The organism is Microbulbifer sp. (genome assembly GCF_036563125.1).
GTDB lineage: Bacteria > Pseudomonadota > Gammaproteobacteria > Pseudomonadales > Cellvibrionaceae > Microbulbifer.
In genome coordinates this window covers 1-15,472 of sequence record NZ_DATCMV010000169.1, presented here as the reverse complement: position 1 = coordinate 15,472, position 15,472 = coordinate 1, and the positions used below count along the sequence as shown (strand labels likewise).

Genomic DNA, 15,472 nt, shown 5'->3' with positions numbered 1-15,472 from the left:
GCGGATACGCTGGGTAATCACGGACGTCTGTTAACGCCACGTCTGCATGGTGAGGACTGCGACTGGGAGACTGCGCTGGATTATGCCGCGTCGAAACTGCGTGAAACCATCGACGCGCACGGACCGGATTCGGTAGCGTTTTACCTTTCCGGGCAGTTGCTCACCGAGGATTATTACGTTGCCAACAAGCTGATGAAGGGCTTTATCGGCACGGCGAACGTGGATACCAATTCCCGCCTGTGCATGTCGTCCGCGGTGGCCGCGTACAAACGGGCCTTTGGTGCGGATGCGGTGCCGTGTAATTACCAGGATCTGGATGAGGCGGAACTGGTGGTGTTGATCGGTTCCAACGCAGCCTGGACCCACCCAATTCTGTTCCAGCGGATGCAGGCAGCCAATGCCAAGCTGGTGGTGGTGGACCCCCGCGGCAGTGCCACCAGTGAAATGGCAGATATACACCTGGCGATTACCCCGGGCAGTGACGCGGCGCTATTCAACGGCCTGCTGCACTACCTCGCCGAGTTCGGTGCGTTGGACCACGGCTATATCAACAGCTACACGGAAGGCTTCAGCGATGCCCTGTATGCCGCGGCCGCGTGGACGCCGCACAAGGTGGCAGAGTACTGCGATGTGACACTGGAGCAGCTGCTCGCATTTTACGAGCTGTTCCGCACCACCGAGAAGTCCGTCAGTTTTTATTCCCAGGGCATCAACCAGTCCAGCACCGGTACCGACAAGAACAATTCCATCATCAACTGTCACCTGGCGACCGGTAGAATCGGCAAGCCCGGCTGCGGCCCCTTCTCCATCACCGGCCAGCCCAACGCCATGGGCGGGCGCGAGGTGGGTGGGCTGGCGAATATGCTGGCTGCGCACATGGATTTCACCGAGGAAAATATCGACCGCGTGGGCCGTTTCTGGAATGCAGTGAAGATGGCGCAAGGTCCCGGGCTCAAGGCGGTGGATCTGTTCAATGCGGTGGAACGTGGTGAAATCAAGGCGGTGTGGATCATGGCCACCAACCCGGCGGTGAGTATGCCGGACGCGCGCCGTGTGGCCGCGGCGCTGAAAAAATGTCCGACCGTAATTGTGTCCGACTGTGTGGCGGATACCGACACGGCGCGCTGCGCGGATCTGCTGCTGCCGGCCACTACCTGGGGCGAGAAAACCGGTACCGTTACCAACTCCGAGCGTCGGATCTCCCGTCAGAAAGGTTTTCTTGCCAGGCCCGGTGAAGCGCGGCACGACTGGGAAATCATCTGCGATGTGGCCCGGCGCCTGGGTTTTACCGAGGCCTTCGACTACCAGTCCTCCGCGGATATCTTCCGCGAGCACGCGGCGCTGTCGGGATTCGAGAACAACCGCGACCAGGCTCTCCGCGCGTTTGATATCTCCGCGCTGGCAAATATCAGCGACCCCGAATACGACAACTTCACCCCGCAGCAATGGCCGATAAACGCCGCCCACCCCCACGGCACTGCGCGGCTGTTCAGCGATGGCGAGTTCTTCACACCCAATGGCCGCGCGCGCTTCGTTGCCGTTGAACCCGCGTGCCCGAAGCAGGAAACCTGCGACGCATACCCGTTGGTACTGAACAGCGGTCGACTGCGTGACCAGTGGCACACCATGACCCGCACCGGTCGCGCGCGCAAACTGCTGGACCACAGCGAAGCCCCGGAACTGTATGTAAACCCGGGGGATGCGAAAAAATTCGCAATTGAGAATGCCCAACTGGTGCGAGTGGAAAGCGAAAAAGGCCAGTTTTTCGGCCGCGCCAGAGTCACCGCCAGCCAGAAACCCGGCCAGCTGTTTGCGCCCATCCACTGGAGCGACAACCTCGCCCTCAACGCCACCGTCAGCGCCCTCGCCATTCCCTTTACCGACCCCCTGTCCGGCCAGCCGGAGCTGAAACAGGTGGCCGTGACACTCGAACCACTGCACGCCCACAGCTACGCGTGCCTGCTGCTGCGCACCGAGGCCGCGGACGAACTCCACCGCCGGTTGCAGGCCGGCGACGCCCAGCTGCTCGATACCATCCTGCACTGGTACCGGGTGCCGGTGCAGGGCGGCTTCCGCTTCGAGCTGGCCCTGAAAAAGCAGCCAGACTGGCAGGCGCTGGCGGTCAAGCTGTGCAACCTCAGCGGCCAGCAACTTAACCGCAAGCGTTTGCATTTACCCAGCGGCGAGCGCTGGCTGCTGCACAGTCAACGGATGGAGTTACTGGTGTTCACCAGCGCGGATTGGCAATCCTTGCCGGACCGCAAAACCCTGGAAAATGCCCTGCAGCAACCGCTGCCAGACGCCCCCGCCAGACTCTTGCACGATGTCCCCGCCGGCGCGCAGATGGTATGTACCTGTTTGCAGGTTTCCCGCAAGGAAATCGAAACTGCCATCGCCGAAGGTGCAACATCGATCGGCGAGCTGGGGGAACGGCTCGGCTGCGGCACCAACTGCGGCTCATGCAAGCCCGAAATCTCGGCACTGCTAAACAGCAACCTCGCGATTGCGGTGGGCTAATACTTGGCAACACCCTCCTCAGGCGGCTATCTTGCGGATCAAGCAGATAGAACATAAGGCAAGAGCTATGTCAGACGCCTGTGCAGAAAATGGCCTGCGCTCCGTAGAAGCCGCCAAGCAGATACTGATCGACAGCATTGACCCGATTACCGAAACAGAAATTGTTCCACTGGAACAGGCCTGCGGCCGGGTCCTCGCCGAGCCGGTTTTATCCACGCTCGACCTGCCTCCCTGCGACAACTCCGCCATGGATGGCTATGCCCTCTGCGGTGAATCCGACAGCTACATCCTGATCGGCAAAAGCCTTGCCGGCCATCCATTCTCTGGAACACTGGAACCCGGCCAGGCCACCCGCATCACCACCGGTGCAGCGGTACCCGGTGGTGCGGACCGTGTACAAATGCAGGAAAACTGCACCGTAGATGGCGACCGGCTGACCATGAGCCGCCCCGCCAAGCCGGGCGAGAACATTCGCCGGCGCGGTGAAGACGTGCACAGCGGCCAGAGCCTCGTCCCCGTCGGTTCCAAAATCAAGGTTCCACACATCGCCCTGCTCGCCGCCGCCGGTGTAGCGGAGGTAACCGTATTGCGGAAACTCAAAGCCGCCCTGCTCTCCATCGGCGATGAGCTGAAGCCCATTGGTACACCGGCAACGGAACTGGGGGACGGCGATGTCTACGACAGCAATCGCATCGCGCTGCAGGCGGCGCTGGAGCAACTGGACGTGGATATTCTGGACCTGGGCTGTTACCCCGACCAGCCGGAGAGCATTCGCGAGGCATTTATTCATGCCCGCAACAATGCGGATTTTGTGATTACCAGTGGTGGAGTCTCGGTGGGAGAAGCGGACTACACCAAAACAGTTTTGCAGGAACTCGGCGAGATCGGTTTCTGGAAACTCGCGATCAAACCCGGCAAACCCTTTGCCTTTGGTCGCCTGCCCAAAATCCAGGGAGAAACCCTGTTCTTCGGCCTGCCGGGCAATCCGGTGTCGGCCATTGTCACCCTGTATCAACTGGTGGTACCCGCGCTGGAAAAACTGCGCGGCACATCAGAACGATACCGCCAGCCATCGCTACAGGTACGCGCGCGCTTGCTGAATCCTATTCGCAAAAGTCCGGGGCGCACGGATTACCAGCGCGGGTTTACCTATCGCGATGGCGACGGTATCCAGGTGGTGAAAACTACCGGCATCCAGGGTAGCCATATTCTCTCCGGGTTTGCCGAGGCCAACTGCTTCGTGGTGTTACCCCGGGAAGGCGGCGACTGCGACACTGGCGACTGGGTTACCGTGGAACCCTTCCTTGCTCCGTTAAAGTAATCTACGGGCACAGCAGAATCACCGATTGCAGGATTGCACTCACGCCCAGCTACCCAGGTAAACTGCCAATCGCGCAGCACCGGTAGTTACCGCAGGCTTGAGCTTTTGAACCGGGGTACCGGGAAATAGGCAATTCTGCTTTGACACCGGACATAAGCCATGAAAATCAACGCAGACTTTTCCCGCCGTGCCGTTGTGGCCGGCGATCAATATCAGTGGTGTGCATCTCCCCAACAAGGCGTGGAGCGTGTGATGCTCGACCGCTTGGGGGAAGAAAAGGCGCGCGCCACCAGTATCGTGCGCTATGCACCCAGCTCTCACTTCCCGCGGCACCAACATCCCGGCGGCGAAGAGATATTGGTGCTTTCCGGTACCTTCTCCGACGAAGATGGCCACTACCCTGCCGGCTGGTATCTGCGCAACCCACCGGGTTCAAGCCATCAACCCTTCAGCGATCAGGGGGCCACCATCTTTGTAAAACTCTGGCAGATGGACGCCGCTGACAACTGCCAAGCACGCATCGATACCCGCGACCCGACCAGCTGGCAGCAGGGCGATGGACGCGAAATCTGCGCGCTCTATTCCGGGTTCGGCGAACAGGTGAACCTGCAGCGGTTGGCTGCGGGCGAGCGCCTGTTTCACACGCCGCTGCAAGGGGCGGAACTGCTGGTATTGGAAGGTGAGCTGGTGAGCGACGCACACACGTTTTGCCAAGGCAGCTGGATTCGCTTGCCCGCGGGCGAATATCCGGAATTTATCGCCGGTCCCCTGGGCGTCACCCTTTATCTGAAGATCGGCCGGCTCGGCAAAACCACACTTGGGTTTTAGCGATGCGTAGCGCAGACATCGCCATTGTCGGCGGCGGCCTCAGCGGTCTTTATACGGCATACCGGCTCGAACAGATGGGGGTTAAGGAGTACCTGCTCATCGAGGCGCGCGACGCCTTGGGTGGGCGGATAGAGTCTACTCCTGAATTTTCTCCGGGGGATAGCGACCGCTTCGACCTCGGTCCTACCTGGTTCTGGCCAGACTTGCAGCCGCAACTCGACAGACTGGTACACGATCTGGCACTCGAGCGCTTCGCGCAATTCGAGGAAGGGGACATGCTGGTGGAGCGCGCGCAGGGCGAACCGCCGCTGAGAACCCGCGGCTACATAAATACACCGACATCCATGCGCCTTGCCGGCGGAATGAGTTCACTGATCAATGCCCTTGGTCACCGGGTCGATGTATCACGAATCATGACTGGCCACACGGTACACACCTTAAATATCGCCGGGCGCTATGTGGAAATTCTCTGCGAAGATAGCAGCGGCCACACGAGCCGCGTGCGTGCCAGACACATACTGCTGGCAGTGCCACCGCGCCTGCTCGTTGAACGCATCGGGTTTACACCTCCGCTGCCACAAAGCCTGTCAGAACAATGGCGTGCGACAGCCACCTGGATGGCGCCACACGCCAAATATATCGCGATCTACGAGCGTCCTTTCTGGCGAGAACACGGACTCTCCGGTGAAGCCAGAAGCGCCATTGGTCCACTAAACGAAATCCACGATGCATCGACGCCGTACTCCAGTGGTGCACTGTTCGGCTTTTTCGGGGTACCCGCGCAGATACGTAGCACAGTGCCTGAAGAAATATTGCTTTCCCATTGCCGCAAGCAACTTGCGCGCTTGTTCGGCCCGCAGGCCGCGACACCAAAAGCTGAATTCATCAAGGACTGGGCAATGGAAACTCATACGGCCAGCGCCGCCGATCTGATAGCCACAGGCGACCATTCCCGAGCGCCGGTCAACACACCAACCTCCGGCCCCTGGCACAGCAAAATCACCGGTATCGCGAGTGAGTGGTCGCCGCAATTTCCCGGCTATGTCGCCGGAGCCATCGACGCCGTCGACCTCGGTATTCGTGCACTGCCCAAAATGTTCCGAGACGACCAAAATTCGTGACTGGTAGATACCTGATACACAGGTAATTCATGGGCAGAAAGCTCGCCCAGTATTAAATCGACTGAGAAGACTTGAATGGCAGAATGCAACACGGCTGGTATTGAGACCATAAATAAATCGAGTGCAGAACCAAGCGAGCGCGAGCAACGCAGTAATATCTGGCGACTGACCATAGCCCAGGCACTGTCGGGGGCGAATTCTGTGGTGGTCTATGCCACCGGCGCCATCGTCGGCAATATGCTGGCGCCATCCCCACTGCTGGCCACCCTGCCGATTTCTATCTTCGTGGTGGGTATGGCCGTCTGTACCCTGCCGGCAGGAGCCATCGCCGGACGCTATGGCCGGCGCGCCGCATTTCTCGCCGGCACCGGCGCCGGCGTTCTGACCGGCGTTCTGTCCCTGGTTGCAATCCTTGCCGGCTGGTTCTGGCTGTTCTGTCTCGCCACGTTTTTCGGCGGCGCCTATGCCGCGGTGGTGCTGTCTTTTCGCTTCGCCGCCGCAGACGCTACCAATCCGCAACGCAAGGCGCAGGCAATGTCGATGGTAATGGCGGGCGGCGTGGTTGCCGGGGTAATCGGACCGCAGCTGGTGAACTGGACCATGCATCTCTGGCCACAACCTCTGTACGCCGCCACCTTCGCGGCACAGGCACTCGTCGCCGCAGCATCTGCCATCATCCTGCTCGGCGTCCAGTTACCCAAACCCAGCAGCTCGGAAACGGTGGGCGGACGGCCATTGGCGACCATCGCGCTGCAGCCGCGTTTTTTGATTGCGGTGACCTCCGGAGCGGTCTCCTACACACTCATGAACTTCCTGATGACCGCCGCGCCCCTGGCAATGCATATGCACGGTCATTCCCACGAATCCGCCAACCTCGGCCTGCAATGGCATGTAATTGCCATGTACGCGCCCAGCTTCTTTACCGGCAAACTCATCACTCGCTTCGGCGCCACGCCGATTACGTCTCTTGGGCTTGTACTGACCGGGGCTTCCGCAGCCTTCGGCCTTGCCGGTGCCGATGTTTTACATTTCTGGGGCACGCTGATCCTGCTCGGTATCGGCTGGAATTTCGGATTTCTCGGTGCCTCGGCACTGGTATTGGAGTGCCATAAACCCGAGGAAAAAACACAGGTCCAGTCACTCAATGATTTCATTATTTTCACCCTTATGGCGATCGCGTCCTTCGCCTCGGGCGGTATTCTGAGTGTGTACGGCTGGAACACCGTACTTGCCGTTTCCCTGGTGCCACTGGCGCTGGCAGCTGCCGCCATGTTTTTTTTGCGAGGACAAAAGATTACTGGGTAAACATGAGATTCCCGACGTAGCCATAGTGGAAGCGAAGGCGCGCCTGAATCACGGATTTGAGCGCGCCTTCAACCCCGCCGCAGGGTCCCTTATCTGGGATACACGCTCATCTGCTGCCAACCCACCCCCAGACAGGCCACACAGAGCAGCAGTGACAAGATGCTATAATTCGCGGCCATTCAGGAACGAAGCCAGCTAGAAGTACCATGAGCCGCAACCGCTACGAAAAATTCAAGCAGGTACTTCGCCTGCGCCAGCACGATATGACACTGCTCACCGACCAGGTCCACAAAGCCCATAATATCTCCGCCATGCTGCGCACCGCGGACGCCGTCGGCATCCCGGAGATCCACATGGTCCAGCCCTCATACGGGCATCGCATCTACAACAACGCCGCTGGTGGCAGTGGTAAATTTACCGGTAATTCCGTCTACCCCGATATCCAGAGCGGCATGGCCGAACTCAAAAGCCGCGGCATGCACCTGTATGCCGCCCACTGGTCCGACCGCGCCATCGACTTCCGCGATGCCGACTACACCCAACCCTTCGCCCTCATCATGGGTGCGGAGAAAGAAGGGCTCAGCGACTACGCTGCCGAACACGCCGACGACCATGTCACCATCCCCATTATCGGTATGGTGGAAAGCTACAACGTCAGTGTCGCCGCCGCGATCATCCTGCAAGAAGCCATGCACCAGCGGCAAAACGCCGGCATGTACGACAACAAAACCCTGGACGAAGAAGACCCGGCCATCAAGGACATCCTGTTCCGCTGGATGCACCCGAAGCTGGTGAAATACTGCGAAAAGCACGGACTGCCGTTTCCGGAACTGGATGAGGATGGCGATATTATTCCGCCGCAGGATCCGAAATATCGGCAGCCCAATTTGTAATTGTCGGGCACGCGTTGCGTTGCCCAACCTACACGGCTAACCTCAGCGCTGATGAATTCAAACCGACGTTCCGGGGACTAAATAATGCACACCGAAGAAATCGAATACACCATCGACGGCGAATCTTTCACCGGCTACCTGGCCTACGACGACAGCATCGAAGGCAAACGCCCGGCTATTCTGCTGGTACACGAGTGGTGGGGACTCAATGACTTCACCCGCGAAGAAGCCGAGCGCCTTGCCGCCGAAGGTTTCACCGCCTTTGCCCTCGATATGTATGGCACCAATGTCGGCGCCGACAACCCCGGCGACGCCGCTGCGCTGATGAACAAAACCCTGGAAACCGAAGGCGCACCGCTGAAACGTTTCCAGGCCGCGCTCGACCTGATCAACGCACACGACACCGTGGAAGCCGGCCAGGTGGCCGCACAGGGCTACTGCTTCGGCGGCGCGGTCGCGCTTACCATGGCGCGCCTCGGCCTGCCGCTGAAAGGCGTGGTCAGCTTCCACGGCGCTCTGCAGAGCGATGTAAAAATCAAAGCCGGCGACGTGAAGGCGCAAATCCAGGTCTACACCGGCGGCGATGACGCCATGATCCCGGCCGAGCACGTCGCCCATTTCGTGCAAGAGATGCAGGACGCCGGCGTGCGCTTCGATGTCATCAGCTATCCCGGCGCCAAGCACGGCTTCACCAATCCCGCCGCCACCGCGCGCGGTGAAAAATTTGGCATCCCGCTGCAATACGACGAAGCCGCTGCCAACGATGCCTACGAGGGCGCTGTCGCCTTCTACAACAAAATCTTCGAGCACTGATCCTCACACGCTCCCCTTTTGCCGACGGGAGGTGGCAGCGCCAGTGTCGTTCAAGGCACAATAGCCGCCGCAACCAGCACCGCCAGTTATGCCAAAGGGGGAAGCGTGCAAACGATCATTTCCGTACAGGGCGTCGGTAAAACCTATACCGGTGGTTTTACCGCGCTCAAATCCGTCGATCTAGAGATCAAACGCGGCGAAATCTTCGCCCTGCTCGGGCCAAACGGCGCCGGCAAAACCACCCTGATCAGTATCATCTGCGGCATCGTCAATCCCTCCAGCGGCAAGGTCTCCGCCGACGGCCACGATATCCAGCGTGAATTCCGCGCCGCACGCAGCAAGATCGGACTGGTACCCCAGGAGCTTTCCACCGACTCCTTCGAGAGTGTATGGGCCACCGTGAATTTCAGTCGCGGCCTGTTCGGCAAGGCACCGAATCCGGAATACATCGAGAAAATCCTGCGCCAGCTGTCCCTGTGGGAAAAAAAGGACAGCAGGATCATGGCGCTGTCTGGCGGTATGAAGCGCCGGGTGATGATCGCCAAAGCCCTGTCCCATGAGCCTTCGATCCTGTTCCTCGACGAGCCCACCGCGGGCGTAGACGTGGAATTGCGCCGGGATATGTGGGAAATGGTGCGCGGACTGCGCGCGAGCGGAGTGACCGTGATTCTCACCACCCACTACATCGAGGAAGCGGAGGAAATGGCGGACCGCATCGGCGTGATTAATCGCGGCGAACTGGTGCTGGTGGAAGACAAGCACACCCTGATGCACAAGCTGGGCAAGAAGCAGCTGGCGATCCAGTTACAGAGCCCGGTCGCCGCACTGCCGGAATCCCTGCACGAATTTGCCCTGGAAGTGGCGGACGACGGCAATCAGCTGATTTATACCTTCGACACCCAGCGCGAACAGACCGGTATTGCGGACCTGCTGCGCGCTCTCAACCAGCACGGAATCGAATTCAAGGACCTGCACTCCAGCGAGAGCTCGCTGGAAGAGATCTTCGTGAACCTGGTGCACCAGAATCAAAGCGAACGCCAGCAGGCCGGATGAGAGAGGAAGTAAAACCATGAACATTCACGGCATCCGCGCCATCTACAAATTTGAAATGGCCCGCACCGGGCGCACCCTGATGCAGAGCATCGCCTGGCCGGTAATTTCCACCTGCCTGTACTTTATCGTGTTCGGCACCGCCATCGGCGGCCGTCTCGGCGATATCGAAGGTGTGAGCTACGGGGCGTTTATTATTCCCGGGCTGATCATGCTGTCGCTGCTGTCGGAGAGTATTTCCAATGCGTCGTTCGGCATCTTCTTTCCGAAATTTTCCGGCACCATTTACGAGGTGCTGTCGGCGCCGGTGTCCGCGTTCGAAATCGTCGCCGGTTATGTGGGCGCGGCGGCCACCAAGTCGGTAATTATCGGCCTGCTGATCCTGATCACCGCACGCTTTTTTGTGGATTATGAAATTGCCCATCCGTTCTGGATGATCGGCTTCCTGATTCTGACGGCACTCACCTTCAGCATGTTCGGGTTCATCATCGGGGTGTGGGCGGACGACTTCCAGAAACTGCAGATCATTCCGTTGATGGTGATTACCCCGCTGACCTTCCTCGGCGGTGCCTTCTACTCCATCAATATGCTGCCGGAATTCTGGCAGAAGGTAACCCTGTTCAACCCGGTGGTGTACCTGATCAGCGGCTTCCGCTGGGCCTTCTACGGTGTTGCCGATGTGAATGTCGGTATCAGCCTGGCCATGACACTGCTGTTCCTGTTCGCGTGCATGGCGGCAGTGTGGTGGATTTTCCGCACAGGCTACAAGATCCGCACCTGACAGGGATACAGGCCTGGTCCAAAAAAAAAGCCCGTGGAGCATTACTCTCGCGGGCTTTTTTGTTGCTGACTTAATGGGCCTGTCAGGCAGAGCCATAAGCGCGGGTAAACACCCGCACCGCCTCCGCCACATGCTCGCTGATGACACTCTGTGCCGGTGGTTCACTGCAGCCCAGCATGATCTGGATATGGGTACAGCCGCCCTGCAACATACCGAAAAACAGCTCGGAGGCACGTCCCGGATCGGGCACCTGTAACTGTCCCAGCTCGCACGCGCGCTTCAGGAAGCGGATCATTTCATTGCGGGTCCGCAGGGGCCCGGCCTCGTAAAAAAGATTGGCCATGGTCTGATCCTGGTTACCCACCGCGCTGATCAGGCGCATCAGTTTCAGCGACTCCTCGTTGTACACCATCTGCAGAAAGGCCTCGCCGATCTTCTGCAGCATCTCCGCCACCGGCACCCCCGGCTCCAGGCTGAACAACGGCTCCGGCATCACGTTGGCACACTTGGCCTCGATGGCGGCGGTAAACAGCGTCTCCTTGTCGGAGAAGTGACTGTACACGGTGAGTTTGGAAACCCCCGCCTCACTGGCCACCGCATCCATGCTGGTGCCGGTAAACCCCTGGGCCAGGAACAGGTGCTTGGCCGCATCCAGGATCGCCTGCCGTTTGGCGGGATCCTTGGGGCGGCCGCGGCTGGCCGCTGGCGATTCAGGCAGAGAAGTAGGGGCTGTAGGTTCGCTCATGGGTCGTCATCGTCGCTTGGTCACACCTCCCGCAGCCCGCTGAATATCGGGCGTTGAAACGCGCGCTCGCCGCCACCGAATTAGTAGACTCGCGAGTTTAATATATTTACCATACTCACCAGTTTAGAAAAGGAACCGGTAAGACAAGTGGACAACTGTACCAGTTTCCGCCCGCTTCCCCACCCCCAATCCGTGCTCCCCAAGGAATGAGGTATCCATGCATCGCTTCCCGCCCGCTAAATTGCCCGTACTGAAGCTGGCCGCCGGCCTCATCGCAGCGTTCGCCCTGACTGCCTGTTCACCACCCGATTCCGCGGAAGCCAAGCCACCCCGCCCGGCCATTGTGGTGCACCCACAGGCCGCCGGTGAGCAGCTGGCGGTATACCCGGGTGAAGTGCGCGCGCGCCATGAACCGGCACTGGCATTCCGGGTCGGTGGCGCGGTAACCCGTCGGCTGGTGGAAGCCGGAGACCGGGTAAAGCAGGGCCAGCCGCTGGCGGAACTGGATGCCGAGGACCTGCTGCTGCAGCGGGACGCGGCGCGCGCGCAGCTGGAAGCCGCGGAAACCGAATACCGCAATGCCGGCAATGAACTCACCCGCTACCGCGAATTGCTGGCGCGCAAGCTGATTGGCGAATCCCAGTTTGACGCGGTCAAAACCCGCCACGACAGCAGCGTCGCGCAACTGGAACGGGCCCGCGCTCAGTGGAAGGTCGCCAGCAACCAGGCGGATTACGCGGTATTGAAGGCGCCCCGCGACGGCGTGATCGCCCGCCGCATGATCGATGCCGGCCAGGTGGTCAGCGCCGGGCAGACGGCCTTTGTACTCGCCGCCGATGGCGAGCGGGAAGTGCGTATTGACCTGCCGGAGCAGCAGGTGAACCGCTTTGCCGTGGGCCAACGGGTCAATATCGAACTCTGGTCCAGTCCGGGCACCGCGTTCAGCGGACAGGTGCGGGAAATCTCCCCCGCAGCGGAAGCGGGCCTGCGCACCTTCGAGGCGCGGGTCGCATTCGACAGCGCCGAGGCCAATGCACAGCCGGGACAGAGTGCGCGGGTGTTTGCCCGCAGCGGTACATCGAACAACCTGTCACTAAACAGCGGCGACAACCGCCTGCCACTGCAACTGCCAATGTCCGCCATCACCGCCGACGGCAGCCGCGCCCATGTGTGGAAGCTCGACCCGGAAAACTTCACCCTGCACAAGACGCCGGTGGACATTATCCGCTACGGCGAGGAGACGGCCGAGGTGCTCTCCGACCTGACCCCGCGGGACTGGATTGTCGCCGCCGGCACCCAGCTGGTGACCGAGGGGCAGCGGGTGCGCCCGGTGGATCGCCACAATCGCCCCATCGAGCAAGACGGCGATATTGCCCAGGGCTTCTGAAACAGCGCCGGGTTCCATAACAGATAAGTTGCCAGGAATTACCTGCACCACCGCATACCGTCGGGATACAACACTATGCGATTCAACCTTTCCGAGTGGGCACTGAAAAATCGTCCGCTGGTGCTCTACGCCATGCTCATTCTCGGCCTGATCGGCGCCCTGTCTTACACCCAGCTGGGGCAGAGCGAAGACCCGCCGTACACCTTCAAGGTAATGGTGGTGAATACCCAGTGGCCCGGCGCGAGCGCCGAAGAGGTCTCCCGCCAGATTACCGAGCGCATCGAAAAGAAACTGATGGAAACCGGCGAGTCCGAGCGCATCACCTCCTTCTCCCGCCCCGGCCAGTCCCAGGTGTTGTTCGTGGCCCGCGACAGCATGCACTCCGACGAAATTCCAGACCTCTGGTATCAGGTGCGGAAAAAGGTCGGCGATATCCGCCACACCCTGCCGCCGGATATCCAGGGGCCGTTTTTCAATGACGAGTTCGGCACTACCTTCGGCAATATTTACGCGCTCACCGGCGAAGGTTTCGACTACGCGCTGCTGAAAGACTATGCCGACCGCCTGCAGCTGGCACTGCAGCGGGTGGACGATGTGGGCAAGGTTGAACTGCTCGGCCTGCAGGACGAAAGAATCTGGGTGGAAATCTCCAATGCCAAGCTGGCCTCGCTGGGCATTCCCCTCGCCGCGGTACAGGCCGCGCTGCAGGCACAGAACCAGATGGCGGAAGCGGGCTTCGTGGAGGCAGTGTCCGACCGCGTGCGCATCCGTGTCAGCGGCCAGTTCCAGAGTGTGGAGGAAATCCGCCAGTTCCCGATTCACGCCAACGGCCACACCATCGCACTGGGGGATTTCGCCCGCGTCGAGCGCGGGTTCAGTGATCCACCCCAGCCGCGGGTGCGCTTTATGGGGGAGGATGCCATAGGCATCGCGGTGTCGATGATGCCCGGCGGCGATATTCTGCAATTGGGCGAGCGGCTGGACGCCGCCGTCGATGCACTGCAACAGGAGCTGCCACTGGGACTCACCCTGCGCAAGGTTTCCGACCAGCCGGCGGCGGTGAAAAGCGGTGTGGGAGAATTCGTCAAGGTCCTCGTGGAAGCGCTCATTATCGTGATGCTGGTGAGCTTTTTCTCCCTGGGATTCCGCACCGGCCTCGTGGTGGCGCTGTCGATCCCGCTGGTGCTGGCGATGACCTTTGCGCTGATGAATCATTTCGACATCGGCCTGCACAAGATTTCCCTCGGCGCGCTGGTACTGGCGCTCGGCCTGATGGTGGACGACGCCATCATCGCGGTGGAAATGATGGCGATCAAAATGGAACAGGGGTTCTCGCGGTTGAAGGCCGCGGGCTTCGCCTGGACCAGCACCGCCTTTCCGATGTTGACCGGCACGCTGATTACCGCCGCGGGCTTCCTGCCCATCGCCACCGCCCAGTCCGGTACCGGGGAATACACCCGCTCGATCTTCCAGGTGGTCACCCTGTCTCTGCTGGTGTCCTGGGTGGCGGCGGTGATTTTCGTTCCCTATCTCGGCAACCGCCTGCTGCCGGAGCGCGGCGCCCACGGGAGCCACGCAGATCCCTACCAGAAACCGTTCTACCAGCGCTTCCGCCGGGTGCTGCAGTGGTGCCTGCGCTACCGCAAAACCGTGCTGCTGCTTACGGTGATGTTATTTGTCAGCGCGATCATGCTGTTCCGCTTTGTGCCGCAGCAGTTCTTTCCCTCGTCGGCGCGCCTGGAGCTGATGGTAGACCTGAAGCTGAGCGAGGGCGCATCGCTGCGAGCCACGGAAGAGCAAGCCATGCGCCTGGAATCCCTGCTGGCGCAGAACCCGCAGGTGGAAAACTATGTAGCCTATGTGGGCACCGGTTCGCCGCGCTTCTACCTGCCGCTGGACCAGCAACTGCCGGCGGCGAGCTTCGCGCAGTTCGTGGTGCTGACACGCAATATCGAGGAGCGCGAAGCGGTGCGCCAGTGGCTGATCACCACGTTGAGTGAACAGTTCCCCGCGGTGCGCACGCGCATATCCCGCCTGGAGAATGGCCCGCCGGTGGGATACCCGGTGCAGTTCCGGGTATCCGGTGAACATATTCCCGAGGTGCGTCGCATCGCCCGCGAAGTGGCAAGTATCGTGCGCACCAATAACGACGTCGCCAACGTGCACCTGGACTGGGAGGAGCCCAGCAAGGTGGTGAACCTGGAAGTGGACCAGGCGCGTGCGCGGGAAATGGGTGTGAGCAGCGCCGCCCTGTCACAGGCCCTGCAGGGTTCAACATCCGGCACGGCGGTGGGACAGTACCGGGAAGACAACGAGCTGATCGCCGTCACCGTGCGCGGCGAAGAGAGCGAGCGCCAGGCGCTGGCGCAGCTGGGCAATCTCGCGGTGCAAACCGGTCAGGGGGAATCCCTGCCGCTCAACCAGGTGGCCACACTGGATTACACCTTTGAGGAAGGGATTATCTGGCATCGCGATCGCCTGCCCACGGTGACCGTGCGCGCGGACATTTACGGTTCGCAACAGCCGGCATCCGTGGTGGCCAACATCTGGCCGCAGCTGGAGGGCCTGCGCAGTACCCTGCCCCCGGGCTACCTGCTGCAAATCGGTGGCAGTGTGGAGGAGTCCGCGCGCGGGCAAAAATCCGTCAACGCCGGCATGCCGCTGTTCCTGCTGGTGGTGTTTACCCTGCTGATGTTGCAGCTGCGCAGCTT

Annotated in this window: 12 protein-coding genes; 11 read left to right on the top strand and 1 reads right to left on the bottom strand. The window is 60.6% G+C overall.

The genetic code is table 11. The features are described from left to right. The 9 genes from VIL80_RS14400 to VIL80_RS14360 form a co-directional block, all read left to right on the top strand. On the top strand, positions 1–2,517 hold a 2,517-nt coding region (locus VIL80_RS14400; protein WP_332036788.1), incomplete at its 5' end, for a nitrate reductase. Positions 2,518–2,584: 67 nt separating this feature from the next. After that, positions 2,585–3,838: a molybdopterin molybdotransferase MoeA gene (gene moeA / locus VIL80_RS14395; protein WP_332036787.1), complete on the top strand. Its 1,254-nt coding sequence runs from the start codon at positions 2,585–2,587 to the stop codon at positions 3,836–3,838. Positions 3,839–3,997: 159 nt separating this feature from the next. After that, positions 3,998–4,666, top strand: coding sequence for a cupin domain-containing protein (locus VIL80_RS14390; protein ID WP_332036786.1), 669 nt, complete (start codon positions 3,998–4,000; stop codon positions 4,664–4,666). Positions 4,667–4,668: 2 nt separating this feature from the next. Continuing rightward, positions 4,669–5,787, top strand: coding sequence for a flavin monoamine oxidase family protein (locus VIL80_RS14385; protein ID WP_332036785.1), 1,119 nt, complete (start codon positions 4,669–4,671; stop codon positions 5,785–5,787). A gap of 75 nt (positions 5,788–5,862) precedes the next feature. Beyond that, positions 5,863–7,092, top strand: a complete 1,230-nt coding sequence (locus VIL80_RS14380; protein WP_332036784.1) for an MFS transporter — start codon at positions 5,863–5,865, stop codon at positions 7,090–7,092. Between the two features lie 206 nt (positions 7,093–7,298). After that, positions 7,299–7,985: a tRNA (guanosine(18)-2'-O)-methyltransferase TrmH gene (trmH, locus tag VIL80_RS14375; protein ID WP_332036783.1), complete on the top strand. Its 687-nt coding sequence runs from the start codon at positions 7,299–7,301 to the stop codon at positions 7,983–7,985. A gap of 84 nt (positions 7,986–8,069) precedes the next feature. Beyond that, positions 8,070–8,798, top strand: coding sequence for a dienelactone hydrolase family protein (locus VIL80_RS14370; protein ID WP_332036782.1), 729 nt, complete (start codon positions 8,070–8,072; stop codon positions 8,796–8,798). 105 nt (positions 8,799–8,903) lie between these two features. After that, positions 8,904–9,851, top strand: coding sequence for an ABC transporter ATP-binding protein (locus tag VIL80_RS14365; protein WP_332036781.1), 948 nt, complete (start codon positions 8,904–8,906; stop codon positions 9,849–9,851). 16 nt (positions 9,852–9,867) lie between these two features. Beyond that, positions 9,868–10,629: an ABC transporter permease gene (locus tag VIL80_RS14360; protein ID WP_332036780.1), complete on the top strand. Its 762-nt coding sequence runs from the start codon at positions 9,868–9,870 to the stop codon at positions 10,627–10,629. 82 nt (positions 10,630–10,711) lie between these two features. On the opposite strand, the gene VIL80_RS14355 is transcribed toward VIL80_RS14360, so the two are convergent. Beyond that, complete coding sequence (locus VIL80_RS14355) at positions 10,712–11,374, bottom strand: TetR/AcrR family transcriptional regulator (RefSeq protein ID WP_332036779.1); 663 nt, start codon at positions 11,372–11,374, stop codon at positions 10,712–10,714. Between the two features lie 217 nt (positions 11,375–11,591). Between VIL80_RS14355 and VIL80_RS14350 the strand changes: the two genes are divergently transcribed. Further along, positions 11,592–12,761, top strand: coding sequence for an efflux RND transporter periplasmic adaptor subunit (locus tag VIL80_RS14350; RefSeq protein ID WP_332036778.1), 1,170 nt, complete (start codon positions 11,592–11,594; stop codon positions 12,759–12,761). 75 nt (positions 12,762–12,836) lie between these two features. Then, positions 12,837–15,472, top strand: a 2,636-nt coding sequence (locus VIL80_RS14345) for an efflux RND transporter permease subunit (protein WP_332036777.1), incomplete at its 3' end; no start/stop codon positions are given.

What these genes read in the sequence shown, in the direction of transcription:
- moeA (WP_332036787.1), top strand. Translation starts at nt 2,585, where the DNA reads ATGTCAGACGCCTGTGCAGAAAATGGCCTGCGCTCCGTAGAAGCCGCC.
- VIL80_RS14360 (WP_332036780.1), top strand. Translation starts at nt 9,868, where the DNA reads ATGAACATTCACGGCATCCGCGCCATCTACAAATTTGAAATGGCCCGC.
- VIL80_RS14350 (WP_332036778.1), top strand. Translation starts at nt 11,592, where the DNA reads ATGCATCGCTTCCCGCCCGCTAAATTGCCCGTACTGAAGCTGGCCGCC.
- VIL80_RS14380 (WP_332036784.1), top strand. Translation starts at nt 5,863, where the DNA reads ATGGCAGAATGCAACACGGCTGGTATTGAGACCATAAATAAATCGAGT.
- trmH (WP_332036783.1), top strand. Translation starts at nt 7,299, where the DNA reads ATGAGCCGCAACCGCTACGAAAAATTCAAGCAGGTACTTCGCCTGCGC.
- VIL80_RS14355 (WP_332036779.1), bottom strand. Translation starts at nt 11,374, where the DNA reads ATGAGCGAACCTACAGCCCCTACTTCTCTGCCTGAATCGCCAGCGGCC.
- VIL80_RS14390 (WP_332036786.1), top strand. Translation starts at nt 3,998, where the DNA reads ATGAAAATCAACGCAGACTTTTCCCGCCGTGCCGTTGTGGCCGGCGAT.
- VIL80_RS14385 (WP_332036785.1), top strand. Translation starts at nt 4,669, where the DNA reads ATGCGTAGCGCAGACATCGCCATTGTCGGCGGCGGCCTCAGCGGTCTT.
- VIL80_RS14370 (WP_332036782.1), top strand. Translation starts at nt 8,070, where the DNA reads ATGCACACCGAAGAAATCGAATACACCATCGACGGCGAATCTTTCACC.